Consider the following 22,920-nt stretch of genomic DNA (forward strand, 5'->3'; position numbering starts at 1 on the left):
ATGAAACCTCGCAAAACGATTGAAGAGGTAAGTAACTTGAATAATGAGGCACGTGATCTGGTCGTCGTCATCACGCATGGCATCGACCACGAATTGTCGTCCGTTGGCGTAACCATCGCGCTCGGTGGGATGACGGCCGGCCTGAAGGTCTCGATCTTTCTGACCAGTGCCGGTGTCGACATCGTGCGGCACGGCGCCGCCGATCTCACGCAGGTCAAGCCGCTCGATGGCCTTGCCGCCATGCTGCGCGATTTCATGAACAGGGGTGGCAAGCTCTGGGCCTGCACGCCCTGCGTCAAGAGCCGCGGTTACGCGCAAGAGGACCTGCTGGATGGCGTTGTCATTTCCGGTGCGAGCGTGATGCACGAACTGATCAAGGGCGGTGCCGCCACCCTGAGCTTCTGAGCCGGCATCAATAAGAATGTTTCCGGCTCGCCGCATCCTCCGATCGGGGGATGCGGCTCGACCGGCGGACACCCGTCAGTGGGGCGCGAGACTGTTGAAACTGTTCCAGACGAGGCCGAGGCCTGACAGGAACAACAGGCCGAGCACGACATCGCCAAAATGCTTGTCACTCAGCGCATGGTAGACGCGCGCGCCGGTCCATGCACCGATCAGCGTGCCCGGAAAGGCGATCAGCGCGAGCCAGACCACCTTGAACGCGACGAGGCCTGTTGCCGTCTGCACGATCAGCGCGGTCGCGAGCACCGTGAAATTGAACAGCTGGAAGATGCCGCGCCGCTCATGCTTGTTCCAGCCGCGGATGTTGGCCCAGAGGATCGGCAGCGGTCCCGACAGTCCGGCAAGGCCGCCAAGAATACCGCCGGCAAAGCCGATCGCGCCGTCCGCGATCCGGCCGCCGAACTTGATGGCGAGCGGCTTCTTGTTCAAGTAGAGCGCGCTCGAAAAGATCAGGATCAGGACGCCGACGCTCAGCTTGAACACCTTCGGATCGGCGGAGGCGACCATCATGGTCCCAAGCGGAACGCCGATCAGTCCTCCGATCAGGAACGGCCACACCAGCGAGAGATCGAAACTCTTCCACATCGACGGCAGCGTCGAGGTCTGCGCGACCACCGAGCAGATCAGCACCAGCGGCACCGCCAGCGATGGCGGCAGCACATAGAGCCAGATGCCGAGCGCCATCAGCGCCGTGCCGAAGCCCGCGAGGCCCGAGACGAAGCCGCCGGCCAATGCGCCGAACAGCAGCAGCGCGTAGGTGCTCGTTTCCAATAGATCGTCCTTGTCGCAATGGGCGATCCCGAACTGTTGATCGCGACTGTCCGCATAGCACGGCTGCGGCTGTGGCGGTCAATTTCAAAACCGCACGCAAGCGTGATCCTCACAGGCGGGCGTTCGCGGAAGACGGGCCTACATGATGATCGTACTTCAGGCTGGAGGGGCGTCCGACGCGATCATGCGTTTCCATTGGCTTGTCCCCTGACCAGACGATGGAGAAGGACCATGATCCGCACGAGAATCGCCGTCGCGGCTGCGCTGCTATCGGCGGCGGCGTTGATGCCGACAATGGCGCAGGCGCAGTTTTCCGAGCCTGCGGCCTATCAGGCCGCCCATCCCGACCGCGACGTGCTCAATGGCGGCCAGCTCACGCCTGCGGGGCGCGCGGCCCGTGGCGAGACGGTGGCACCGAGCGAGGCCTATGCGGCCTATCCGTCAGGCGTCGCGCCGGTCGTTCGCTCCCGCCATCGCCGTCATCACCACTGATCTAGACGATCTGCCTGGTGTCGGCGGGCCTGTGCAACGCGCCGACGAGGATGCGCAGGGCTTCCGTCAATTCCGCCCTGTTGCGCGCGGCGCCGAGCGAGACGCGCGCTGCATGCGGCGCCGTTCCGTCCACGGTGAAGGCGTCGCCCGCGACGACGGCAAGCCCATTCCGCAGCAGATGCGCCGCCACGTCGGGACGACCCTCTGGCAGCTGCAGCCACAGATGGTGGGCCGCAGGCTTGGCCAGGAACTGAAAGCCCTTCAGTGCGCGCTGCGCGAGGTGCTGGCGGCCGATCGCCTCGTGGCGTATGGCCGTGATGATGCGATCGGCAATGCCGGTCTCGATCCAATGCGTGACCATTGCGACCATCAGCGGTGCCGGCATCTGCACGGTGGCCTGCAAATAGCTGCGCATCTCCTGCTGCGCGGCGCTGTCGGGCGTCACGAGATAGGCGACCCGCAGGGCCGGCGCGATGCATTTTGACAGCGTGGTCGCGAGATAGGTCCGCTCCGGAATGAGATTGGCGATCGGCGATGCCGAGCGGTCGAGCAGTCCGTAGGCGTCGTCCTCGATCAGAATCGTATCGGCATCGCTGATGATCTTTGCGATGGCGCTGCGGCGCTCGGCGGACAGCGTCGCGGTTGTCGGATTATGCAGCGTCGGGATCAAGTAGACGGCCTTCGGGCTGTGCGTGCGGCAAGCTCGCGCTAGTGCATCCGGCAAAATGCCGCCGTCGTCCATCGCGACGCCGACCAACTTGACGCCGAGTCGCGCGGCGGCGGCCTTGATGCCCGGGAAGGTCAGCGCCTCCGTCAGCACGACGTCGCCAGGCCGGGCGAGATCAGCGAGCAGGTTGAACAGGATCGTCTGCGTGCCGGGAAAGATCACGAGCCTGTCGGCGTGCGCGTGCGGAACGCGGGTGCGCATCCAGCGCGCCGCGACCTCGCGCTCGTGCGCGCTGCCGCCGGGCGGCTGGTAGTTGAGATGCGCCGTCAGGCCCGATTGCGCGCGGATGGCTTCCATCCCGGCGATGATGCGTTCGTCGAGCTGCGCCTCCAGCGGATGCGGCGGCACGTTCATCGAGAGGTCGATCGCGACCGGATGCGGCAGGTCGACCGCGCGGCGCGCGCTGGTCTCCGACACGAACGAGCCCTGTCCGACGCGGGCCTCCAGAATTCCGCGGCGCCGCGCCTCGGTGTAGGCGCGCGTCACCGTGGTCAAATCGATGTCGAGCGCTTTTGCGAGCGCGCGCTGGGTCGGCAGTTGCTGGCCGCGCACCAGCCGGCCGGAGGCGATGTCGGCTTCCATGGCATCGACGATGCGCTGGTAGCGCGGCCCGCTCAGCTCCGAGATTGTAGGGGTCCAATCCATGCAATTTAGGTCCATATCCTTTGAATGTATGGATGCAAGATATTATTGTATGGATTACCGAAAAGGAAGAGGTGCTGTCATGGCAACCGGTTCAGTCTCGCTCTCGAAGGCGATGTGGCGCGGTTTTTTGGGCAAGTGCCCGAACTGCGGCGAAGGACATATGTTCGGCCGTTTCCTGAAGGTGGCCCATACCTGCGACCATTGCGGTGAGGAGCTGTTTCATCAGCGCGCCGATGATTTTCCGGCCTATCTCGTCATGGTCGTGGTCGGCCATCTCGTGGTGCCGGCGATCCTCGCGGTCGAGACCGCCTATGCGCCCGCAATCTGGCTGCAACTGGCGGTGTGGCTGCCGGTGACGCTGTTCGCTTCGCTCGCGCTGCTGCAACCGACCAAGGGCGCCATTGTCGGCCTGCAATGGCAGATCGGCATGCACGGCTTCGAGGCGGCCAAGCTGCGGCGCGAAGCCGGTCAGCTCGCACCGGTCTTCGTGAAGGCGGACACGAGCGCGGCTTGATAGGTAACCGTCATTCCGGGGCTCGCGAAGCGAGAGCCCGGAATCCATTCCTCCACCGTCTCCGTCGCCCGATGGATTCTCAGATGCGCAATTGCGCATCATAGCTCATGCTGCGCACGCCCCGGAATGACACCTGTGAAATGGTGAGGGGTCCGATGCGCTAGCACCGAACCCCTCGTCACTTTCGCAAGACGCGTTTTCTTCACGCGAACCGGAAAACCACTTCGCTCGAAAACGCTTTAGAATATCAGCCGGCCTGTAAGCCGGGTTCTGTAAGGCACCGTCCGCTTGCGCGCACGATACGTGACGGCCATTCCTCTGGGACCATGTTTGCACATGGCCTCGAGCAACCTACCCGGACGGCGGGCCTGACATCGCCCCGCGGCGTTATCGCTTGCGCGAACAGCCCGCTATGCCGTCCCTATTCGGTTTTGCTCCCGGTGGGGTTTACCATGCCGGCTCCGTTGCCGGAGCCGCGGTGCGCTCTTACCGCACCTTTTCACCCTTACCCTGCGAAGCCCGAAGGCGAAGCAGGGCGGTTCGTTCTCTGTGGCACTTTCCCTGGGGTTGCCCCCGCCGGACGTTATCCGGCACCGTATGTCAAGGGAGCCCGGACTTTCCTCCCCGGCGGCCTTTCGACCGTTGCCGGGGCGGCCGTCCGGCCGACTGACGGGCGCAGGCATGGGCATTTGTGACGGTTTCGTCAAGCTGAGATCGCTGCGCACGGTCTGCCCGGAATAATTTATCCTGAATATGTCGTTTGGAGGCGAACTCGTTCGACTGGATGTCGGCGACACAGCCGAACAACCGGAGTTAAGCGATGCAGTATCTGCTGATGATCTACCAGAACGAGGTCGAGTACGCGAAGAACGACGCGGCGACCAGCCAGAAGATGCTGGCTGAATATCAGGCCTTCACGCAAGGCATCGTCCAGAGCGGCAATTTCAAGGCCGGCGACCGCTTGCAGCCGACCACGACCGCGACCACCGTGCGCGTGCGCGACGGCAAGACGCTCACGACCGACGGCCCGTTCGCGGAGACGCGTGAGCAGCTCGGCGGCTATTATCTGGTCGAGGCCAAGGACCTGAACGCCGCGATCGAGATTGCCGCGCGCATTCCGAGTGCGCGCATCGGGTCGATCGAGGTGCGGCCGATCTGGGTCTACGACAAGTGACGGCCGAACCGTACATCGACGCATGAACCCGGGCGAGATCGACACCATATTCCGCGACGAGGCAGGGCGGGCGCTGGCCACGCTGATCCGCCTCGTCGGTGATTTCGATCTCGCCGAGGACGCGCTGCAGGACGCCTTTGCCGTTGCGCTGGAGCGCTGGATGGCGTGCGAACTGCCCGACAATCCGCGCGCCTGGCTGGTCAATGTCGCCAGGCACAAGGCAATCGATCGGATTCGCCGCCAGACCGTCTTCCGCGGCAAGGAGCAGCAGCTCGTGCACGAGCTCGAGCTGAACGCGCAAGCCGCCGACGAGCCGCCGGCGATGCTCGACGACGACATGCTGCGCCTGATCTTCACCTGCTGCCATCCTGCGTTTTCGCCCGAGGTTCAGGTTGCGCTGACGCTGCGCACCGTCTGCGGGCTCTCGACCGCGCAGGTCGCGCGCGCCTTTCTCGTCAGTGAGGAGGCGATGGCGCAGCGGCTCGTCCGCGCCAAGCAGAAGATCAGGCTCGCCGGTATCCCCTATGAAGTGCCCGAACGCGACGCGCTGGCGCTGCGGCTCGATGGCGTGCTCGCCGTGGTCTATCTGGTCTTCACCGAAGGCTATGTCGCAACCTCGGGCGCGGATCTGATGCGGCTCGATCTCGCGGCCGAGGCGATCCGGCTCGGCCGCTTGCTCGATCGGCTGATGCCCGGCCGTGCCGGCATCAAGGGCCTGCTGGCCCTGATGCTGCTGCACGATGCGCGACGCGCCGGGCGCGCGACGTCGGCCGGCGATATCGTGCTGCTGGAGGAACAGGACCGTACGCTCTGGGATCGCGCGCAGATCGAGGACGGCCTGCGTCTGGTCGATGATGCGCTTCGCACGCCCGGCCGGCCGCAAGCCTATGCCGTGCAGGCCGCGATCGCCGCACTGCATGCGCGCGCGCCGAGTTTTGAGGAGACCGACTGGCCGCAGATCGCCGGGCTTTACGAGGTGCTGCTGCGCATCAACCCGTCACCGGTGATCGAGCTCAATCACGCAGCGGCCGTCTCGATGGTCGACGGGCCTGCGCGCGCGCTCGATCTCGTCGATGCGATCACCGCGCGCGGCGGGCTGAATGGCTATGAGCTGTTGCCCGCGGTGCGCGCGGATCTGTTGCGGCGGCTGGGCCGGAAGCAGGACGCGCGCGAGGCGTATGTTGCGGCGACAAAGGCGACGCAGCTGGAGCCGTTGCGGCGGCTGTATGCGCGAAGGATGCGGGAGATGGAGTAGCTGCCGCCACAGACTCCGTCATTGCAAGGAGCTCGTGACCAAATTGCAAAGCAATTTTGCACTGAGCGACGAAGCAATCCAGACTATTTTCGCGGAGGCAGTCTGGACTGCTTCGCTGCGCTCGCAATGACGGACGATGTGGCTGGCACCATCACTTCGATGCGACCACCGTCGTATCCGCCGGCAAGCTCGCCAGCAACGCCTGCAATGTCGACAGCGTCGAATGATCCGCGACGCCGTCCAGCCGTGCGGGGCGGAAGTGTCGTTGAAAGGCGGTGACGACTTCCATCGTCGCGGCGTCGTACTTGCCGGTCAGCGGCAGGCCATATCCGTATCTGGCCAGTGCCTGCTGCAGGCTCAGCACCTCGTCGCTGATGGTTCCCAGCATCAGAGTCTCGCCGCGCACGACGGGGGCGGGCGTCACCCAGTGGCCGACGCCGGAATTCGCCAGCGAATGCCATGGGAATTTTTCGCCGGGGTCCTTCTTGCGCGCGGGTGCGACGTCGGAATGGCCGAGCACCCGGTGCGCCGGCACCTTGCGGCGGAGCATGATGCCGCGGCACAGCGCGATCACGGCGGCGATCTGGCGCAGCGGAAACTCCGGATAGCCCCAGTCGTGGCCGCGATTGACGATCTCGATGCCGATCGAGCAGGAGTTGATGTCGTCCTCGCCGGCCCAGGACGAGACGCCGGCGTGCCAGGCGCGCCTGGCCTCGGGCACGCATTGCACGATGCGGCCGTCCTCAAGCACGACGTAATGTGCCGACACTTCGGTGCCCGCCGTGCACAGCCGCGCCAGCGCGCCCTCGACGTCGGGCATGCCGGTGTAGTGCAGCACGATCATGTCCGCCTGCCGTCCCTTGTTGCGCTCGCCATGGTTGGGCGAGGGGATGATGTCGGAGACGATCGAGGAATCCGGTTCGAACGTTCGCATGTTCGCCGCGGCTTTGGGAACCGGGAGAACGCGTTGACGCTTCGAATCAGATCCAGACGGTGTGGACGAACCGGACGACATAGACAGCTCAAGTCGGAATCGGAGAGTGGGCCAAGCCCTTCTCTTTACTATTCCTTTACCCTCCCTTGGGTGCAATCGCGCGGCGCGGTTAACGGATGCATTTTGGGCGGGTGTGTGGATGAGGCATCACCGCCGCCTTACCTTTTCGACTTGTAACCGGCCGATCAACGCTTTCTTAACGCTAAGGGCCGTTACTGAGGGATGAAGAGCCGACCCGCGTCCGGAGGCGGCCAAAGCGTATTTTGGCTCGAAATCCCATGGCTGCCCGACAAATTCCACTGGGAACACTGGGTTTGCCGCTCGGGGCGACCGGGCCCGGACACGGTGCTGCACAGGGGCTTTGTCGTGGAACCGCCGCGACGCGGAATTATTCGAGGCGTAATGGGCTCACTCGCCCCAGATTTTGCATGGACGCTCGGCGGGCCTGGCGCATGAGCTCGGCCCCGCACATTCCCGTTCTCGGCCGCGAGGCGATCGACCATCTCGCGCCGCGCGAGAGCGGACTCTATATCGACGCCACCTTCGGCGCCGGCGGCTACAGCCGCGCCATTCTCGACGTGCCGGGAACCCGCGTGATCGCGATCGACCGCGACCGCACGGCGATCGCGGGCGGCGCCGAACTGGTCGAGGGCTCCGCGGGCCGGCTGACGCTGGTCGAGGACCGCTTCTCCAATCTCGCCGAGGTTTGCGCGGCGCAAGGCGTCGAAGCCGTCGACGGCGTGGTGATGGATGTCGGGGTGTCCTCGATGCAGCTCGACCAGGCCGGTCGCGGCTTCTCGTTCCGCCTCGATGGTCCGCTCGACATGCGGATGGGGCAGACGGGCCCCACCGCCGCGGACGTTGTTGCCCGCGCCTCCGAAGGCGATCTTGCCGATATCATCTATCTCTTCGGCGAGGAGCGGCATTCGCGCCGCATCGCCCGTGCCGTCGTGGCGGACCGGCAGGAAACGCCGTTCACGACCACGCGCGCGCTCGCCGATCTCGTCGGCCGGGTGGTGCGCTCCAAGCCAGGCGACATTCATCCGGCGACGCGGACGTTCCAGGCTCTGCGCATCTTCGTCAACGAAGAGCTCGAAGAGCTTCAGGCCGCGCTGGCTGCTGCCGAGCGTCTGCTCAGGCCGGGTGGCCGGCTCGTGGTGGTCTCGTTCCATTCGCTTGAAGACCGCATCGTCAAGAATTTCCTCGCCGAGCGTAGCAAGACCGGCGGCGGCTCCCGGCATCTGCCGGAAGTGGCGCAAACCGCGCCGAGTTTCCAGCTTCTGACTCGGCGGCCGGTGGTCGCCGGCGAACAGGAAGTCGCGCATAACCCGCGCGCGCGTTCGGCCAAGCTGCGCGCTGCCGAGCGGACCTCGGCGCCCGCGCATGACGATAGCGGGCAATCGTCCTGGCCAAAGCTCTCCGACGTGTTGAGGGGAGGCTAGCGCATGCGCTTCATCCACCTCCTCGTCATCGGCGCGCTGATCTTCGCGGCGGCCTATGTCTACCGGATCAAGATGGATTCGACGGCCCGCACCGAGAAGGTGCTGCGGCTGCATGCGGAGATCCGCGAGCAGCGCGATGCGATCGCATCGCTGCGCTCGGAATGGGCCCGGCTCGATGCGCCCCTGCGCCTGCAAGGCCTGTCGGAGCGGCATCTGCCGCTCAAGCCGGTCAATGGCACGCAATATGACACGCTGAAGAACCTGCCGGAGCGTCCGCCGCGGATGTTCAGGCCGGGCGAGCCCGACCCGATCGGGGCCATGCTCAGCACCATCGAAGCCGCGAGCGACCCTGACACCGTGACGGGCTCCGTGCCTCAGCCCGAGGACAAGCAATGAGCGCGCCGACTCCGGCCAAACAGACAGGAAAGCCGACCGAACCCTGGGGGCAGCGGCTGATCCGCAGCCTGCTCTACGGGCGCAATGTCGACCGCGCCGCGAAGGCGCGGGCGCGCGTCGGGCTTGTGATGCTGGCCTTCACCTCGGTCTACGTTCTGATCGGGGGCCGGCTCGTGATGTTCGCGATCGGCGCCGACGCCCACAGCGCGCGGCGCGCCGCGGCGCAGGAAGTGGTCGCGACCGCGCGGCCCGACATCGTCGACCGCAACGGTGCGATCCTCGCCACCGACGTCAAGGCCGCGAGCCTGTTCGGCGAGCCGCGCCGCATCATCGACAAGGACGAGGCGATCGAGCTTTTGACCGCCACCGTGCCCGATCTGGACGAGGCCGAAGTGCGCGACCGCTTGAAGACGCGCAAGGGCTTCGTCTGGCTGAAGCGCGAGATCACGCCGAAGCAGCAGCAGGACATCCACAAGCTCGGCATTCCCGGCATCGGGTTCCTGCGCGAGAACAAGCGCGTCTACCCGACCGGCAACGAGGTCGCCCACCTCATCGGTCTGGTCAACATCGACAACCAGGGCATCGCCGGGCTGGAGAAGTGGCTCGACAATCAAGGGCTCGCCGATCTCCATCGCGCCGGCTTCGCCACCGACAGGCTGCAAAAGCCGATCGAGCTCTCGGTCGACCTGCGCGTCGAGCACGCGCTGCGCGACGAGTTGCTGAAGGCCAAGGAGAAGTTCCATGCCAAGGCGGCGTCCGGCATCGTCTCCAATGTCAAGACCGGTGAGATCGTGGCGATGGTCTCGCTTCCCGATTTCGATCCCAACAATCCCAAGGAAGCGCACGATCCCGATCGGATCAACCGCCTGACCACCGGCGTCTACGAGATGGGTTCGACCTTCAAGGCGTTCACGCTCGCCATGGCGCTCGACTCCGGAAAGATCAACCTGAACTCGATGTGGGATGCACGGGGAAACCTGCACTACGGCAAGTTCACCATCCATGACAGCCATTCGCTCGGACGTTTCATCAACACCAAGGAAGTGTTCACCTATTCGTCCAATATCGGCGCCGCGCGGATCGCGCTCAGCCAGGGCGTCGAGGCGCACAAGGCCTTCCTCGGCAAGATGGGCCAGTTGACGCGGCTGCGCACCGAGCTGCCGGAGAGCGCGGCTCCGCTGGTGCCGCGACGCTGGGGCGAGCTGAACACGGTCACCATTGCGTTCGGCCAGGGCATGTCGGTAGCGCCGCTCCAGGCCGTGATGGGCATCAACGCGCTCGTGAACGGCGGCTATCTGATCCCACCGACCTTCATGAAGCGCACCGAAGCTGAAGCGGCGGCGATGGCCAAGCGCGTCGTCAAGACGGAGACCAGCGACAAGATGCGGTTCCTGATGCGGCTCAATGCCGAAATCGGGACCGCCAAGACCGCCGACGTCAAGGGCTACTATGTCGGCGGCAAGACCGGCACGTCCGAGAAGGTCATCAACGGCCGCTATGCCAAGAAGCGGGTGCTCAACTCCTTCACCGCGATCATGCCCTGCGACGATCCGAAATATCAGATCCTGATCATGCTGGACGAGCCGCAGGCGATTCCCGAAACGAAGGGGTTCATCACCTCGGGCTGGAACGCGGTGCCGACCGGCGGCAAGGTGATCGAGCGGATTGCGCCGCTTTTGGGCGTCGAGCCGCGGTTCGACCTGCCGCCTGCGGACCGCCTTATTCTTGCAGCATCCAGGACAACCCAGTAATCAACCGGGTGGGCCGTTGCCGCGGCTGAGTCGAGGCTTTTCCGAAGATTCGGCTCTCCGGCACGGCATGGCATGTCGACTGGAAGCCCATGAAGCTGCGCGACCTCATAGGTCAGAACGTTCTAGGCAATGATGCCGCAATCGAGCCCGCTGTCGCGGCGCTCGAGGTGACCGGCGTCGCGCTCGACAGCCGTGTGGTCAAGCCGGGCGATCTCTTCTTCGCGCTCGCGGGCAGCAAGACCGACGGCGCGCGCTTCATCGATGCCGCGATTGCCGCAGGCGCGGTGGCGGCGGTCGGCGACCATGGGCCGGCGACGAGCAAGGTGCCGTTCATTGAGGTCGCCAATCCGCGCCGCGCGCTGGCCCTGGCCGCAGCCAGATTCTTCCCCGCGCAGCCCGCGACCATTGCCGCGGTGACCGGCACCAGCGGCAAGACCTCGGTCGCCGCATTCACGCGCCAGATCTGGGAGCGGTTGGGGCACGCCTCCGCCAGCATCGGCACCATCGGTCTCGTCTCGCCGAAGCGCACGGTTTACGGCTCGCTGACGACGCCGGATCCGATCGCACTGCACCGGCAGCTCGACGAGATCGCGCGCGAGGGCGTGACGCATCTTGCGTTTGAGGCGTCATCGCACGGGCTCGATCAGTACCGTCTCGACGGCGTGCGTGTCTCGGCCGGCGGCTTCACCAACCTCTCGCGCGACCACATGGATTACCACCCGACCGTCGCGCATTACCTTGCGGCGAAGCTTCGTCTGTTCCGCGAGCTGGTTCAGCCCGGAGGCGCAGCGGTGATCTCGGCCGATCATGATTGCTCGGCGGAGGCGATCGAGGCGGCGACGTCGCGCGGCCTGCGCGTGATGGCGGTCGGCCGCAATGGCGATGGGGCAGGCGAAGGCATCCGCCTTGGCGGCGCCACGGTCGAAGGTTTTTCGCAAGTGCTTGCGCTCGAGCATTGCGGCAGACGACATGCGATCCGGCTGCCGCTGGTCGGCGAATTCCAGATCGAGAACGCGCTGGTGTCGGCTGGGCTCGCCATCGGCACCGGCAGCGATGCGGCCGACGTGTTCGCGAGCCTCGAACATCTCGAAGGCGCCAAGGGGCGGCTCGAGCGCGTTGGCGAACATAACGGTGCGCCGATCTTTGTCGATTATGCGCACAAGCCCGATGCGCTGGCGAAGGCGTTGCAGGCGCTGCGGCCCTATGCCAGCCGTCGGCTGGTCGTGGTGTTCGGCGCGGGTGGCGATCGCGATGCCGGCAAGCGTCCGATCATGGGCGAGATCGCGGCGGAGAACGCCGACGGAATCATCGTCACCGACGACAATCCGCGCAGCGAGAAGCCGGACGTCATTCGTGCCGAGATCCTCGCAACAGCAAAGGGCGCCCGCGAGATCGGCGACCGCGCGACCGCGATCCGCACCGCGATTGAGGAACTGGAAGACGGCGATGCGCTGCTCATCGCCGGCAAGGGCCACGAGACCGGGCAGATCGTGGGCGGCGAGGTGCTGCCTTTCAGTGATCACGAGGCGGTCGCCGCCGCATTAGCGTCGAGGGTTGCATGAGCGGGCCACTATGGACGGTTGCCGAAGTGGCGCGTGCGCTGGGCGTTGCCGGGTCATTCCCGGAGACGGGAATCGATTTCGTCACGCAGGACAGCCGCCTGGTGAAGCCGGGCAGCCTGTTCGTCGCGCTGAGCGGCACGCCGAGCGGCGGCTTCATCTCGGCCTTCGCGAGCGCCCGTGACGGCTGGGAATTCGCGGACAAGGCGGAGGCCTCCGGCGCGGTCGCGATGATCGTGCCGCATCAGATCGCGGGCATCCGGATTCCGCAGATCGTCGTCGAGGACACGCTGATCGACGGCCTCTGGGCTCTCGCGAGCGCGGCACGCGTGCGCTTCCACGGACCGGTGATCGGCCTCACCGGCAGCGCCGGCAAGACCAGCACCAAGGAATTCCTCGCGGCTTATCCGGGCGCCTATGCCAGCCCGTCGAGCTTCAACAATTTCTGGGGCGTGCCGCTGACGCTGTGCAATGCGCGGCCCGACGCCAGCCTCTGGGTCGTCGAGATGGGGATGAACCAGATCGGCGAGATCGCGCGGCTCAGCGAATTGACGCGGCCGACCGTCGCGCTCGTCGTCAACGTCCAGCCGGTGCATCTGGAAAAGCTCGGCTCGCTCGAAGCCATCCGTCGCGAGAAGGTGTCGATCGCGCTCGGCCTCCCCGAGGACGGCGTGCTGGTGCTGCCCGCCGGGCTCAAGGCGTCCGAATGGAAGGGCAAGGTGGTGCGCTTCGGCGAGCATGCCGAGGTGCATGAGGTCGCGCACGCGCCGCATGGCGAGAGCTGGCAGGTCGTGGCCATGATCGGCAAGAAGGAGATCGCCTTCAGCCTGACGCCGGGCGCGCCGCACCGGGTCCAGAATGCGCTGGCCGCGCTCGCCTCGATCCGCGCCGCGAACCTCGACGCATCGACGCTGGCGATCAAGCTCGACCGGGTCGGCATCATGACCGGCCGCGGCGTCGAACAGGCGGTCGGCGGCGTCACCGTGATCGACGACAGCTTCAACGGCAACCCGGCCAGCGTGGCGGCTGCGCTGCAGAGCCTGCAGGCGCGCAGCGTCACCGGCGGCCGCCGCATTGCGGTGCTCGGCGACATGCTGGAACTGGGCGATGACGCGCCAAGCTATCACACCGGCCTCGCCAGCCATCTCGATGGCATCGACGGCGTCTACTGCGTCGGCCCCCTGATGCGTCATCTCTACGACGTCCTGCCGGCGGGCAAGGGCCTCGGCTGGCACGACGATCCCGCGACGCTGAAGCCGGCCGAGGTGGCAAATCTGCTGAAGGCGGGCGATGTCGTGGTTGTCAAGGGCAGCAAGAAGATGTTCTGGGTCAACAAGTTTGTGCCGGGGCTGGTGGCCGCCTTGCAGACAAAGGCGTAAACTGCTTGGAAGGCGCTGTTCCCGAATCCCTCCTTGCGGCGCGAAGCCGTCCGTTTTCCAAGGGTCGCCCGACCCCATGATGAAGACCCGCGAATGCGCGTGAGGCGCGGTGACAAGGCCAAGATCAAGGCCAAGGCCGCGTGCAAAGGCGCCATAGGACCGTCTGAATGTTTTACTGGCTGATCGAGCTTTCCAATACATTTCCGGGCTTCGGTGCCGTTCGCACCTTCCTGAACGTCTTCCGCTACATCACCTTCCGCACCGGCGGCGCCGTCGTCACCGGGGCGCTGTTCGTGTTCCTGTTCGGGCCCTGGATCATCGACCATCTGCGCCTCCGCCAGGGCAAGGGGCAACCGATCCGGGCCGACGGTCCGCAATCGCATCTCGCCAAGAAAGGCACGCCCACCATGGGCGGGCTGATGATCCTGTCCGGCCTCACGGTCGGCACGGTGCTGTGGGCCAATCCGCTCAACCCCTATGTCTGGATCGTGCTGGCGGTGACGCTCGGCTTCGGCTTCGTCGGCTTCTATGACGATTATCTCAAGGTGACCAAGCAGACCACGACCGGGTTCGGCAGCAAGCTTCGCCTGCTGATCGAGGCGGCGATCGCGCTGGTGGCCTGCTATGCGCTGGTGCGGCTGAACCGCGATCCCGCCTCGACCGCGCTGACGATCCCCTTCCTGAAGGATACGGTGCTGCATTTCGGCTGGTTCTTCGTCGTGTTCGGCGCCTTCGTCATCGTCGGCGCGGGCAACGCCGTGAACCTCACCGACGGTCTCGACGGCCTCGCCATCGTGCCGGTGATGATCGCGACCGCGAGCTTTGCGATGATCGCCTATCTGGCCGGCAACGCGGTGTTCGCCGACTATCTCCAGATCAAATACGTCGCCGGCACCGGCGAGCTCGCGGTGCTCTGCGGCGCGCTATTGGGCGCCGGCCTCGGCTTCCTCTGGTTCAATGCGCCGCCGGCCTCGATCTTCATGGGCGACACCGGCTCGCTTGCGCTCGGCGGCATGCTGGGGGCGATCGCGGTCGCGGTGAAGCACGAGATCGTGCTCGCGGTGATCGGTGGCCTGTTCGTGCTGGAGGCGGTTTCCGTCATCGTGCAGGTGGTGTCGTTCAAGCTCACGGGCAAGCGCATCTTCCGCATGGCGCCGATCCATCATCATTTCGAGCAGCTTGGCTGGACCGAGCCGCAGATCGTGATCCGCTTCTGGATCATCTCGGTGATGCTGGCGCTCGCCGGCCTCTCCACCCTGAAGCTGCGTTGACGGTCACGCCATGATCCCCATCACCTCCTTCGCCGGCAAGACGGTCGCGGTGTTCGGTCTCGGCGGCTCGGGGCTCGCCTCCTGCCACGCGCTGAAGGCGGGCGGCGCCGAGGTGATCGCAGCCGACGACAATGCCGAGAACGTCGCCAAGGCCGCGCAGGCCGGTTTCATCACGGCGGATCTGCGCAACGTCTCCTGGGCGAATTTCGCAGCCCTCGTGCTCGCGCCGGGCGTGCCGCTGACCCACCCGGTGCCGCACTGGAGCGCGCTGAAGGCGCGCGAGGCCGGTGTCGAGGTGATCGGCGACATCGAGCTGTTCTGCCGCGAGCGACGCCGTCATGCGCCGGATGCGCCGTTCGTCGCCATCACCGGCACCAACGGCAAGTCGACCACGACGGCGCTGATCGCGCATCTCACCGAGGTCGCGGGTTACGACACCCAGATGGGCGGCAATATCGGCACCGCGATCCTGTCGCTGGAGCCGCCGCGGATGGGTCGTGTCCACGTCATCGAGATGTCGTCCTACCAGATCGACCTCACGCCCTCGCTCGATCCCTCCGTCGGCATTTTGCTGAACGTCAGCGAAGACCATATCGACCGTCACGGCACCATCGCCCACTACGCCGCGGTGAAGGAGCGGCTTGTCGCGGGCGTGCAGGCCGGCGGCACCGCGATCGTCGGCGTCGACGACGGCTATTGCCGCGACATCGCCGACCGGCTCGACCGCTTGGGTAAGAACGTCGTGCGCATCTCCGTGAAGAATCCTCTGGCCTCCGGCATCCATGTCGAGCACGACACCATCGTGCGCACCGCCAGCGGCGCACGGAGCGAGGTCGCCAAGCTCGGCGGCATCGGCTCGCTGCGCGGCCTGCACAATGCGCAAAACGCGGCCTGCGCCGCGGCCGCCGCGCTCGCGATGGGCATCAGTCTCGATGTGCTTCAGAACGGCCTGCGCAGCTTTCCGGGCCTGGCCCACCGCATGGAGCAGGTTGGCCGCCGCGCCAACGTGCTGTTCGTCAACGACTCCAAGGGCACCAACGCCGACGCCACCGCGCATGCGCTGTCGTCCTTCGGCGACATCTTCTGGATCGCCGGCGGCAAGCCGAAGGCGGGCGGCATCACCAGCCTCACGAGCTTCTTCCCGCGCATCCGCAAAGCCTATTTGATCGGCGAAGCCGCACAGGAGTTTTCAGGTACGCTGGGCGCGCAAGTCGCGCACGAGATCAGCCAGACGCTCGACGTTGCGGTGGAGCATGCTGCGCGCGATGCGGAAGCATCCGGTCTCACGGATGTGGTCGTGCTGCTGTCGCCCGCCTGCGCCTCCTTCGACCAGTACCGCAACTTCGAGATCCGCGGCACCAGGTTCCGCGAACTGGTGCAGGCGCTGCCGGGCGTGAAGCCGGTGGTGTAGGGCCTCTCATGCCCCGGACGCGCGTAGCGCGAGCCGGGACCCGGAACGCCGCGAGCATGGGCCCCGGCTCTGCAGCGCACCGCAAGGGCGCCGCGCTGCGTCCGGGTCACGAGAGACTCTCCACAAGTTCATCGATCTCCTTAACCCCCCGGTAACCAACCTCGGCGACCAATGGGCTGACCTCCGTCCGAAAGCGGCCGCCCATGCTCTCCCGTGAAGAACGCACCCCCTTTTCCGAGTGGTGGTGGACTGTCGACAAGCCGCTGTTCGGCGCGATCCTGGTGTTGATGCTGACCGGCGTCATCCTGTCGCTGGCGGCGAGCCCGCCGGTTGCGACCCGCATCGGGCTCGATCCCTTCCACTTCTTCAGCCGCCACGTGATGTTCCTGGCGCCGTCCTTCGTGGTGCTGCTGGGCGTCTCCTTCCTGTCACCGCGGGCGATCCGCCGCTCGGCCCTGATCATCTTCGCGGCCAGCATCATCCTGATCGTGCTGACGCTCGCGATCGGCCCTGAAGTCAAGGGATCGCGGCGCTGGATCACGCTGCTCGGCCTCAACATCCAGGCCTCCGAGATCGCAAAGCCATCGTTCGTCGTGATCGCCGCCTGGCTGTTCGCGGAATCGACCAGGCGGCCGGAGATGCCGGCGACCTCGATGGCGCTGGTGCTGCTGTTGATGCTGGTCTCGCTGCTGGTGATGGAGCCAGATTTCGGCCAGACCATGCTGATCCTGATGGTGTGGGGTTCGCTGTTCTTCATCGCGGGCATGCGCATGATCTGGGTGTTCGGGCTCGCCGGCCTCGGCGCCGCCGGTCTGTTCAGCGCCTATCTGTTCGTCCCGCACGTTGCGGGCCGCATCAAGCGCTTCATGAATCCGGCCTCCGGCGACACCTTCCAGGTCGATACGGCGATGGAGGCCTTCTACAACGGCGGCTGGTTCGGGCTCGGACCGGGCGAGGGAATTGCAAAACGCAGCCTGCCGGACAGCCACACCGATTTCGTGTTCGCGGTCGCCGCCGAAGAGTTCGGCATCATCCTGTGCCTCGCCATGCTGGCGCTGTTCGCCTTCGTCGTCCTGCGCACGCTGTCGCGCGCCTATGCCAATGAGGACATGTTCTCGCGCTTCGCCGCGTCCGGTCTTGCGATCCTGTTCGGGGTGCAGGCCGCCATCAACATGTCGGTCAACCTCCAGCTCATTCCGGCCAAGGGCATGACGCTGCCGTTCATCTCCTATGGCGGCTCCTCGATCGTGTCGCTGGCCTATGGCGTCGGCATGATGTTGGCCCTGACGCGGCTGCGCCCGCGCACCGAAGTCGAGGCCAGCGGCCACGCCGAGGCCATGCGCAGCTACGCGTAACTTTTCGTCATTGCGAGCGTAGCGAAGCAATCCAGAATTCCCTCCGCGGGGACAGTCTGGATTGCTTCGCTGCGCTCGCAATGACGGCGGAGGCCCTGTAAAAGGGCACTTATGGACACCTCCCCCTTGATTCTCCTCGCCGCGGGCGGCACCGGCGGCCATCTGTTTCCGGCCGAGGCGCTCGGCGTCGAATTGATCCGGCGCGGCTTTCGCGTCCGCCTCGTCACGGATGAGCGCGCACTGCGCTATAGCGGGCTGTTCACGAAGGACATGATCGATGTTGTCGCGAGCGAGACCGCGCGCGGTCGCAATCCGTTGCAGATCGCTTATGCCGGCCTCACGCTCGCCACCGGCACGCTGTCCGCTTACAACCTAATCAAGCGATTGAAGCCCGCGGCCGTCGTCGGCTTCGGCGGCTATCCGACACTGCCGCCGCTGGTCGCGGCAAAATTCGCTGGCGTGCCCAGCATCATCCATGACGCCAACGCCGTGCTCGGCCGCGCCAACCGGTTTCTGTCGAGACGCGTCCGCGCCATCGCGACATCGTTGCCCGGCGTGCTCGATCGCGATCCCGCACTATTAGGCAAGACGACGACGGTCGGCACGCCGATGCGCCCGGCAGTCCTCGCCGCGGCGGCGGTGCCGTATGCGGCACCCGAAGTGAATGGCCCGCTGCGCCTGCTCGTCGTCGGCGGCAGCCAGGGCGCGCGCATCATGGCCGACATCGTACCGGGCGCCATCGAACGGCTCGAGTCATCGTTGTGGAGCCGCCTCGTCCTCACCCAGCAGGTCCGCGACGAGGACATGACCCGCGTGCGCGCGGTCTACGACAAGCTCAAGATCAATGCCGAGCTCGCGCCGTTCTTCACCGATCTGCCGGCGCGGCTCGCGTCCAACCATCTGGTGGTGTCGCGCTCCGGCGCCGGCACGGTCGCCGAACTTGCCGCAATCGGCCGGCCCTCGATCCTGGTGCCGTTGCCGGGTGCGATCGACCAGGACCAGTTCGCCAATGCCGGCGTGCTGGCCAAGGTCGACGGCGCCATTCGCATTCCGCAGACCGAGTTCACCTCCGACCGTCTCGCCGCCGAGATCTCCGGTTTTGCCGCCGAGCCGGCACGCTTCGCGGCCATGGCTGCCGCGGCGAAAGGGGCAGGCCGGCTCGATGCCGCCGAGCGGCTGGCCGATCTGGTGGTCAAAGTCGCGGGAATCTGACGCGAAAAAGCCCTTGTCTTGGCCTTCCAAAGCGGGGCATCCAGTAGGAAAGGCGCGCGGCTGATTTGGCCGTGACCTTCGCCAGATGCCGCCTGCACAAGGCGGCGAGGTCAGGGAACAGAGCATGAGACTGCCGCGCGAGATCGGACCCATCCACTTCGTCGGGATCGGCGGGATCGGCATGAGCGGCATCGCCGAGGTGCTGGTCAATCTCGGCTATGCCGTGCAGGGCTCGGACGCCTCCGACAATTACAATCTCGACCGTCTGCGCAAGGCGGGCGCCAAGGTCTCGGTCGGCCACAAGGCCGAGAATGTTGACGGTGCCGAGGTCGTCGTGGTGTCCTCCGCGATCAAGCGCGACAATCCGGAACTGATGGCGGCGCGTGAACGGCGCATCCCCGTGGTGCGCCGCGCCGAGATGCTGGCCGAGCTGATGAGGCTGAAGAGCTGTGTCGCGATCGCCGGCACGCACGGCAAGACCACGACGACCACGATGGTCGCAACGCTGCTCGATGCCGGCGACCTCGATCCCACCGTCATCAACGGCGGCATCATCAACGCCTATGGCTCGAACGCTCGCCTCGGCGCCGGTGACTGGATGGTGGTCGAGGCCGACGAGAGCGATGGCACGTTCCTCAAGCTGCCGACCGATGTCGCGATCGTCACCAATGTCGACCCCGAACATCTCGACCACTTCAAGACCTTCGAGGCCGTGCAGGACGCCTTCCGCCTTTTCGTCGAGAACCTGCCGTTCTACGGCTTTGCCGTGATGTGCATCGATCATCCCGTGGTGCAGAGCCTCGTCGGCAAGATCGAGGATCGCCGCATCATCACCTACGGCGAGAATCCACAGGCCGATGTGCGGCTGGTCGATCTCACCCCGATGGGTGGCGGCTCCAAGTTCAAGGTCACGTTCCGCGATCGCAAGACCGGCGCCGTGCACGAGATTCCTGATCTGATGCTGCCGATGCCGGGCCGTCACAACGCCTCCAACGCGACGGCGGCGATCGCGGTGGCGCGCGAGCTCGGGGTCTCCGACGAGGCGATCCGCAAGGCGATCGCCGGTTTCGGCGGCGTCAAGCGCCGCTTTACCAAGACCGGCGAGTGGAACGGCGTCACCGTGATCGACGATTACGGCCATCACCCCGTCGAGATCGCGGCGGTGCTGAAGGCGGCACGCGAATCCACCAACGGCAAGATCATCGCCGTGGTGCAGCCGCATCGTTACACCCGCCTGCAATCGCTGTTCGAGGAATTCTGCACCTGCTTCAACGACGCCGATGCGGTTGTTGTCGCCGACGTCTATGCCGCCGGCGAAACGCCGATCGACGGCGTCGACCGCGATCATTTCGTCGCGGGCCTGCGCGCCCACGGCCACCGCGAGGTGGTGCCGCTGCCGGCAGCGTCGGAGCTCGCGGGTATCGTCAAGGGCATTGCGAAGTCCGGCGACCTCGTCGTGTGTCTCGGTGCAGGTAATATCACACAGTGGGCCTATGCCTTGCCGGGTGAACTGAAGGCGCTGGGGTGAGTGCTCTCATGAGAGTCTCACTGACAGCCCCACGGCACACGGCGCTCCCTCCCCCCTTGTGGGGGAGGGCGGGGGAGAGGGGTAGCCGCACACTCAGATCTCGCTTGGGGCTACCCCCCTCCCTGACGCTCCCCCACAAGGGGGGAGGGAACGGAGAGATTGCGGCTCCATCACGCGATGCGAGCGTCTCCGCATGACCTTCCCGGACATCACACCCTCGCTCAAAGCCGCGATGCCTGATCTCCGCGGCCGGCTGCTGGCGAACCAGTCGCTCGCCGAGCTGACCTGGTTTCGCGTCGGTGGCCCCGCGCAGGTGCTGTTCACGCCCGCGGACGAGGACGATCTCGCCTATTTCCTCGCACACCTTGCGCACGACATCCCCGTTCATGTCGTCGGCGTCGGCTCCAACCTGATCGTGCGCGACGGCGGCATTGCGGGCGTGGTGATCCGTCTCGCGCCGCGCGCCTTTGGCGAGGCGAGCGCGAGCGGCGAGGTCGTCACTGCGGGCGCTGCCGCGCTCGACAAGCGCGTGGCGGAAGTCGCCGCATCCGCCAATATCGGCGGGCTCGAATTCTATTTCGGCATTCCCGGCACCATCGGCGGCGCGCTGCGCATGAATGCCGGTGCCAATGGCGGCGAGACCAGGGATGTGCTGATCGAGGCGCGAGGCGTCGGGCGTGACGGCACGACGCATATCTTCTCCAACGCCGACATGAAGTTCGTCTACCGTAACAGCGGCGTCGATCCCTCGATCATCTTCACGTCCGCGCGCTTTCGTGGCGAGATCAGGGATGCCGAGACGATCCGCGCGCGCATGGCGGAGGTGCAGGCCCATCGCGAGACCGCGCAGCCGATCCGTGAAAGGACCGGCGGCTCGACCTTCAAGAATCCGCCGGGCCATTCCGCCTGGAAGCTGGTCGACGCCGCCGGCTGCCGCGGCCTGCGCGTCGGCGGCGCGCAGGTCTCCGAGATGCACTGCAATTTCCTCATCAACACGGGCGACGCCACGGCGCACGACATCGAGACGCTCGGCGAGGCCGTGCGCGAACGGGTGAAGGCAAATTCCGGAATTGAGCTACACTGGGAAATCAAGCGGATCGGGGTTTCCGCGTAAGTGTCATTCCGGGGCTCGCGAAGCGAGAGCCCGGAATCCATTGGGCCGCGGAGACGGTGGTGAAATAGATTCCGGGCTCGCGACTTCGTCGCGCCCCGGAATGACGAATGAGAGAGATTGCGGACTATGAACATGCGCATCACCATCCTCTTTGGCGGCACCAACCGCGAACGTCTGGTTTCGGTCGCCTCGGCCCAGGCTCTGCATCAGGCGCTGCCCGAGGCCGATCTGTGGTGGTGGGACGTCGAGGACAAGGTGCATGTGGTGCAGTCGAAGCAGCTGCTCGACCATGCCCGCCCCTTCGAGGACGAGTTCAAGCCGGGCACATCAGGCATTCCGCTGGCGCAGGCGCTCGACCAGGCCAGGGCCGAAGGCCGCGTGCTGGTGCTCGGCCTGCATGGTGGACGGGCGGAGAACGGCGAATTGCAGGTGATGTGCGAGACGCGCGGCGTACCCTTCACCGGCTCGGGCTCGGCCTCCTCGCATCTTGCCTTCGACAAAGTCGCGGCCAAGCGTTTCGCCGCGCTCGGCGGCGTGACCCCGCCGGCAAACGTCGCGCTGGACGAGATCGACGAGGCCTTCGCCGAATATGGCCGGCTGATCGCAAAGCCGGCACGCGACGGCTCGAGCTACGGACTGATCTTCGTCAACGCCAGGCAGGACCTCGTCGCCGTCCGCAATGCGGCCAAGCACGAAGACTATGTGATCGAGCCCTACATCGCCGGCGTCGAGGCGACCTGCGGCGTGCTGGAGCGCCCCGATGGGTCGATCATCTCGCTGCCGCCGATCGAGATTATTCCGGGCGAGGGCAGTTTCGACTACGCCGCAAAATATCTCTTGAAGTCGACCCAGGAGATCTGCCCCGGCCGTTTCGCCCCCGAGATCGCCGCCGCGCTCAAGGAGCAGGCGATGCTGGCGCATCGCGCGATGTCCTGCACCGGCTATTCCCGCTCGGACTTCATCGTCTCGGACAAGGGGCTGGTCTATCTCGAGACCAACACGTTGCCCGGGCTGACCAAGTCGTCGCTCTACCCCAAGGCGCTGAAAGCCGCGGGCATCGAATTCGTCGACTTCCTGGGCGGCCTGGTCGAACTCGCCGAGCGGGGCGTGCGGAAATAATTAGGACTGGTTAACGGCGAAATGGGCGAAATCGCCCGATTTGGAACCAAATGCCGGTAAAATGCCGGACATCGCGGCATAAATACCTCACTGGCCTCGGCAAAAAGCATCCCGCGTTAACGAACTTTACCTTTTGTTTACCAGGACATCCGAAGGTTAACGCTGGCGGCGCATATGGCGTTTTGGCTGCCGGCGCGTGAGCTGTTTCGGGTGATGTCACCTCCAGCGAACGCTTTGAACGGGAGAGGCTTCATCTGCTGAAGACCAGTACCCGGCCCGGCAAGTTCGAGACGTCATGTTCGCCAGGATCCGCGCGGTGTCGCGGGGAAACTGTTGACGAGCTCGTGCA

Annotated in this window: 20 protein-coding genes and 1 other RNA gene; 17 read left to right on the top strand and 4 right to left on the bottom strand. The window is 65.7% G+C overall.

Annotated elements, in window-relative coordinates; all coding sequences use genetic code 11:
- The gene (locus WHZ77_RS08145; protein WP_151648395.1) at nucleotides 1–405 is read left to right on the top strand and encodes a DsrE family protein; all 405 of its coding nucleotides are present in this window, start codon (nucleotides 1–3) and stop codon (nucleotides 403–405) included.
- A gap of 75 nt (nucleotides 406–480) precedes the next feature.
- On the opposite strand, the gene WHZ77_RS08150 is transcribed toward WHZ77_RS08145, so the two are convergent.
- Nucleotides 481–1,233, bottom strand: a complete 753-nt coding sequence (locus WHZ77_RS08150; RefSeq protein ID WP_375313206.1) for a sulfite exporter TauE/SafE family protein — start codon at nucleotides 1,231–1,233, stop codon at nucleotides 481–483.
- Between the two features lie 231 nt (nucleotides 1,234–1,464).
- On the opposite strand from WHZ77_RS08150, the gene WHZ77_RS08155 reads away from it, so the two are divergent.
- On the top strand, nucleotides 1,465–1,725 hold the full coding sequence (locus WHZ77_RS08155) for a hypothetical protein (protein ID WP_375313207.1): 261 nt from the start codon (nucleotides 1,465–1,467) through the stop codon (nucleotides 1,723–1,725).
- 1 nt (nucleotide 1,726) lies between these two features.
- On the opposite strand, the gene WHZ77_RS08160 is transcribed toward WHZ77_RS08155, so the two are convergent.
- Nucleotides 1,727–3,097: a PLP-dependent aminotransferase family protein gene (locus WHZ77_RS08160; RefSeq protein ID WP_375313208.1), complete on the bottom strand. Its 1,371-nt coding sequence runs from the start codon at nucleotides 3,095–3,097 to the stop codon at nucleotides 1,727–1,729.
- 79 nt (nucleotides 3,098–3,176) lie between these two features.
- Between WHZ77_RS08160 and WHZ77_RS08165 the strand changes: the two genes are divergently transcribed.
- Nucleotides 3,177–3,611 carry a DUF983 domain-containing protein gene (locus tag WHZ77_RS08165; RefSeq protein ID WP_375313209.1) on the top strand — a complete coding sequence of 145 codons (435 nt, stop codon included), beginning with the start codon at nucleotides 3,177–3,179 and terminating at the stop codon, nucleotides 3,609–3,611.
- Between the two features lie 243 nt (nucleotides 3,612–3,854).
- Here WHZ77_RS08165 and rnpB read toward each other — a convergent pair.
- Nucleotides 3,855–4,281: RNase P RNA component class A (gene rnpB / locus WHZ77_RS08170), an RNA gene on the bottom strand.
- 150 nt (nucleotides 4,282–4,431) lie between these two features.
- Between rnpB and WHZ77_RS08175 the strand changes: the two genes are divergently transcribed.
- Nucleotides 4,432–4,785 (top strand): YciI family protein, encoded by a 354-nt coding sequence (locus WHZ77_RS08175; protein ID WP_015684257.1) that lies wholly within the window; start codon nucleotides 4,432–4,434, stop codon nucleotides 4,783–4,785.
- 22 nt (nucleotides 4,786–4,807) lie between these two features.
- A complete protein-coding gene (locus WHZ77_RS08180) occupies nucleotides 4,808–6,040 on the top strand; it encodes an RNA polymerase sigma factor (RefSeq protein WP_375313210.1) in 1,233 nt (410 codons plus the stop codon).
- Nucleotides 6,041–6,191: 151 nt separating this feature from the next.
- Here the strand turns inward: WHZ77_RS08180 and WHZ77_RS08185 are convergent, their stop codons facing one another.
- A complete protein-coding gene (locus tag WHZ77_RS08185) occupies nucleotides 6,192–6,974 on the bottom strand; it encodes an N-acetylmuramoyl-L-alanine amidase (RefSeq protein WP_375313211.1) in 783 nt (260 codons plus the stop codon).
- Between the two features lie 512 nt (nucleotides 6,975–7,486).
- On the opposite strand from WHZ77_RS08185, the gene rsmH reads away from it, so the two are divergent.
- The 12 genes from rsmH to WHZ77_RS08245 all read left to right on the top strand — a co-directional run bounded on the left by rsmH (nucleotide 7,487) and on the right by WHZ77_RS08245 (nucleotide 22,571).
- Entirely contained in the window at nucleotides 7,487–8,476 is a 990-nt protein-coding gene (gene rsmH, locus WHZ77_RS08190) for a 16S rRNA (cytosine(1402)-N(4))-methyltransferase RsmH (protein ID WP_375313212.1), read from the top strand.
- A gap of 3 nt (nucleotides 8,477–8,479) precedes the next feature.
- A complete protein-coding gene (locus WHZ77_RS08195) occupies nucleotides 8,480–8,872 on the top strand; it encodes a hypothetical protein (RefSeq protein ID WP_375313213.1) in 393 nt (130 codons plus the stop codon).
- Nucleotides 8,869–10,623: a peptidoglycan D,D-transpeptidase FtsI family protein gene (locus tag WHZ77_RS08200; protein ID WP_375313214.1), complete on the top strand. Its 1,755-nt coding sequence runs from the start codon at nucleotides 8,869–8,871 to the stop codon at nucleotides 10,621–10,623. The genes WHZ77_RS08195 and WHZ77_RS08200 overlap by 4 nt, the downstream gene beginning before the upstream one ends.
- Before the next feature lie 89 nt (nucleotides 10,624–10,712).
- Nucleotides 10,713–12,185: a UDP-N-acetylmuramoyl-L-alanyl-D-glutamate--2,6-diaminopimelate ligase gene (locus WHZ77_RS08205; RefSeq protein WP_375313215.1), complete on the top strand. Its 1,473-nt coding sequence runs from the start codon at nucleotides 10,713–10,715 to the stop codon at nucleotides 12,183–12,185.
- Nucleotides 12,182–13,561: a UDP-N-acetylmuramoyl-tripeptide--D-alanyl-D-alanine ligase gene (gene murF / locus WHZ77_RS08210; RefSeq protein ID WP_375313216.1), complete on the top strand. Its 1,380-nt coding sequence runs from the start codon at nucleotides 12,182–12,184 to the stop codon at nucleotides 13,559–13,561. The genes WHZ77_RS08205 and murF overlap by 4 nt, the downstream gene beginning before the upstream one ends.
- Before the next feature lie 167 nt (nucleotides 13,562–13,728).
- The gene (gene mraY / locus WHZ77_RS08215; RefSeq protein WP_375313217.1) at nucleotides 13,729–14,832 is read left to right on the top strand and encodes a phospho-N-acetylmuramoyl-pentapeptide-transferase; all 1,104 of its coding nucleotides are present in this window, start codon (nucleotides 13,729–13,731) and stop codon (nucleotides 14,830–14,832) included.
- A gap of 10 nt (nucleotides 14,833–14,842) precedes the next feature.
- Nucleotides 14,843–16,243: a UDP-N-acetylmuramoyl-L-alanine--D-glutamate ligase gene (gene murD, locus WHZ77_RS08220; RefSeq protein ID WP_375313218.1), complete on the top strand. Its 1,401-nt coding sequence runs from the start codon at nucleotides 14,843–14,845 to the stop codon at nucleotides 16,241–16,243.
- A gap of 203 nt (nucleotides 16,244–16,446) precedes the next feature.
- Nucleotides 16,447–17,598: a putative lipid II flippase FtsW gene (gene ftsW / locus WHZ77_RS08225; RefSeq protein ID WP_375313219.1), complete on the top strand. Its 1,152-nt coding sequence runs from the start codon at nucleotides 16,447–16,449 to the stop codon at nucleotides 17,596–17,598.
- Between the two features lie 111 nt (nucleotides 17,599–17,709).
- Nucleotides 17,710–18,810, top strand: a complete 1,101-nt coding sequence (gene murG, locus WHZ77_RS08230; protein ID WP_375313220.1) for an undecaprenyldiphospho-muramoylpentapeptide beta-N-acetylglucosaminyltransferase — start codon at nucleotides 17,710–17,712, stop codon at nucleotides 18,808–18,810.
- Between the two features lie 124 nt (nucleotides 18,811–18,934).
- Nucleotides 18,935–20,338, top strand: a complete 1,404-nt coding sequence (gene murC / locus WHZ77_RS08235; protein ID WP_375313221.1) for a UDP-N-acetylmuramate--L-alanine ligase — start codon at nucleotides 18,935–18,937, stop codon at nucleotides 20,336–20,338.
- Nucleotides 20,339–20,531: 193 nt separating this feature from the next.
- Nucleotides 20,532–21,452 carry a UDP-N-acetylmuramate dehydrogenase gene (murB, locus tag WHZ77_RS08240; RefSeq protein ID WP_375313222.1) on the top strand — a complete coding sequence of 307 codons (921 nt, stop codon included), beginning with the start codon at nucleotides 20,532–20,534 and terminating at the stop codon, nucleotides 21,450–21,452.
- Between the two features lie 132 nt (nucleotides 21,453–21,584).
- The gene (locus WHZ77_RS08245; RefSeq protein WP_375313223.1) at nucleotides 21,585–22,571 is read left to right on the top strand and encodes a D-alanine--D-alanine ligase; all 987 of its coding nucleotides are present in this window, start codon (nucleotides 21,585–21,587) and stop codon (nucleotides 22,569–22,571) included.
- Nucleotides 22,572–22,920 lie beyond the last annotated feature (349 nt).

The organism is Bradyrhizobium sp. A5 (assembly GCF_042076515.1).
GTDB classification, from domain to species: Bacteria; Pseudomonadota; Alphaproteobacteria; order Rhizobiales; family Xanthobacteraceae; genus Bradyrhizobium; species Bradyrhizobium cosmicum.

Coding starts and splice junctions, on each gene's coding strand:
- WHZ77_RS08185 (WP_375313211.1), bottom strand. CDS start 6,974: ATGCGAACGTTCGAACCGGATTCCTCGATCGTCTCCGACATCATCCCC.
- murB (WP_375313222.1), top strand. CDS start 20,532: ATGACCTTCCCGGACATCACACCCTCGCTCAAAGCCGCGATGCCTGAT.
- WHZ77_RS08155 (WP_375313207.1), top strand. CDS start 1,465: ATGATCCGCACGAGAATCGCCGTCGCGGCTGCGCTGCTATCGGCGGCG.
- rsmH (WP_375313212.1), top strand. CDS start 7,487: ATGAGCTCGGCCCCGCACATTCCCGTTCTCGGCCGCGAGGCGATCGAC.
- WHZ77_RS08205 (WP_375313215.1), top strand. CDS start 10,713: ATGAAGCTGCGCGACCTCATAGGTCAGAACGTTCTAGGCAATGATGCC.
- WHZ77_RS08160 (WP_375313208.1), bottom strand. CDS start 3,097: ATGGATTGGACCCCTACAATCTCGGAGCTGAGCGGGCCGCGCTACCAG.
- ftsW (WP_375313219.1), top strand. CDS start 16,447: ATGCTCTCCCGTGAAGAACGCACCCCCTTTTCCGAGTGGTGGTGGACT.
- murG (WP_375313220.1), top strand. CDS start 17,710: ATGGACACCTCCCCCTTGATTCTCCTCGCCGCGGGCGGCACCGGCGGC.
- WHZ77_RS08165 (WP_375313209.1), top strand. CDS start 3,177: ATGGCAACCGGTTCAGTCTCGCTCTCGAAGGCGATGTGGCGCGGTTTT.
- WHZ77_RS08200 (WP_375313214.1), top strand. CDS start 8,869: ATGAGCGCGCCGACTCCGGCCAAACAGACAGGAAAGCCGACCGAACCC.
- murC (WP_375313221.1), top strand. CDS start 18,935: ATGAGACTGCCGCGCGAGATCGGACCCATCCACTTCGTCGGGATCGGC.
- WHZ77_RS08195 (WP_375313213.1), top strand. CDS start 8,480: ATGCGCTTCATCCACCTCCTCGTCATCGGCGCGCTGATCTTCGCGGCG.
- WHZ77_RS08245 (WP_375313223.1), top strand. CDS start 21,585: ATGCGCATCACCATCCTCTTTGGCGGCACCAACCGCGAACGTCTGGTT.
- murD (WP_375313218.1), top strand. CDS start 14,843: ATGATCCCCATCACCTCCTTCGCCGGCAAGACGGTCGCGGTGTTCGGT.
- WHZ77_RS08145 (WP_151648395.1), top strand. CDS start 1: ATGAAACCTCGCAAAACGATTGAAGAGGTAAGTAACTTGAATAATGAG.
- mraY (WP_375313217.1), top strand. CDS start 13,729: ATGTTTTACTGGCTGATCGAGCTTTCCAATACATTTCCGGGCTTCGGT.
- WHZ77_RS08175 (WP_015684257.1), top strand. CDS start 4,432: ATGCAGTATCTGCTGATGATCTACCAGAACGAGGTCGAGTACGCGAAG.
- WHZ77_RS08180 (WP_375313210.1), top strand. CDS start 4,808: ATGAACCCGGGCGAGATCGACACCATATTCCGCGACGAGGCAGGGCGG.
- murF (WP_375313216.1), top strand. CDS start 12,182: ATGAGCGGGCCACTATGGACGGTTGCCGAAGTGGCGCGTGCGCTGGGC.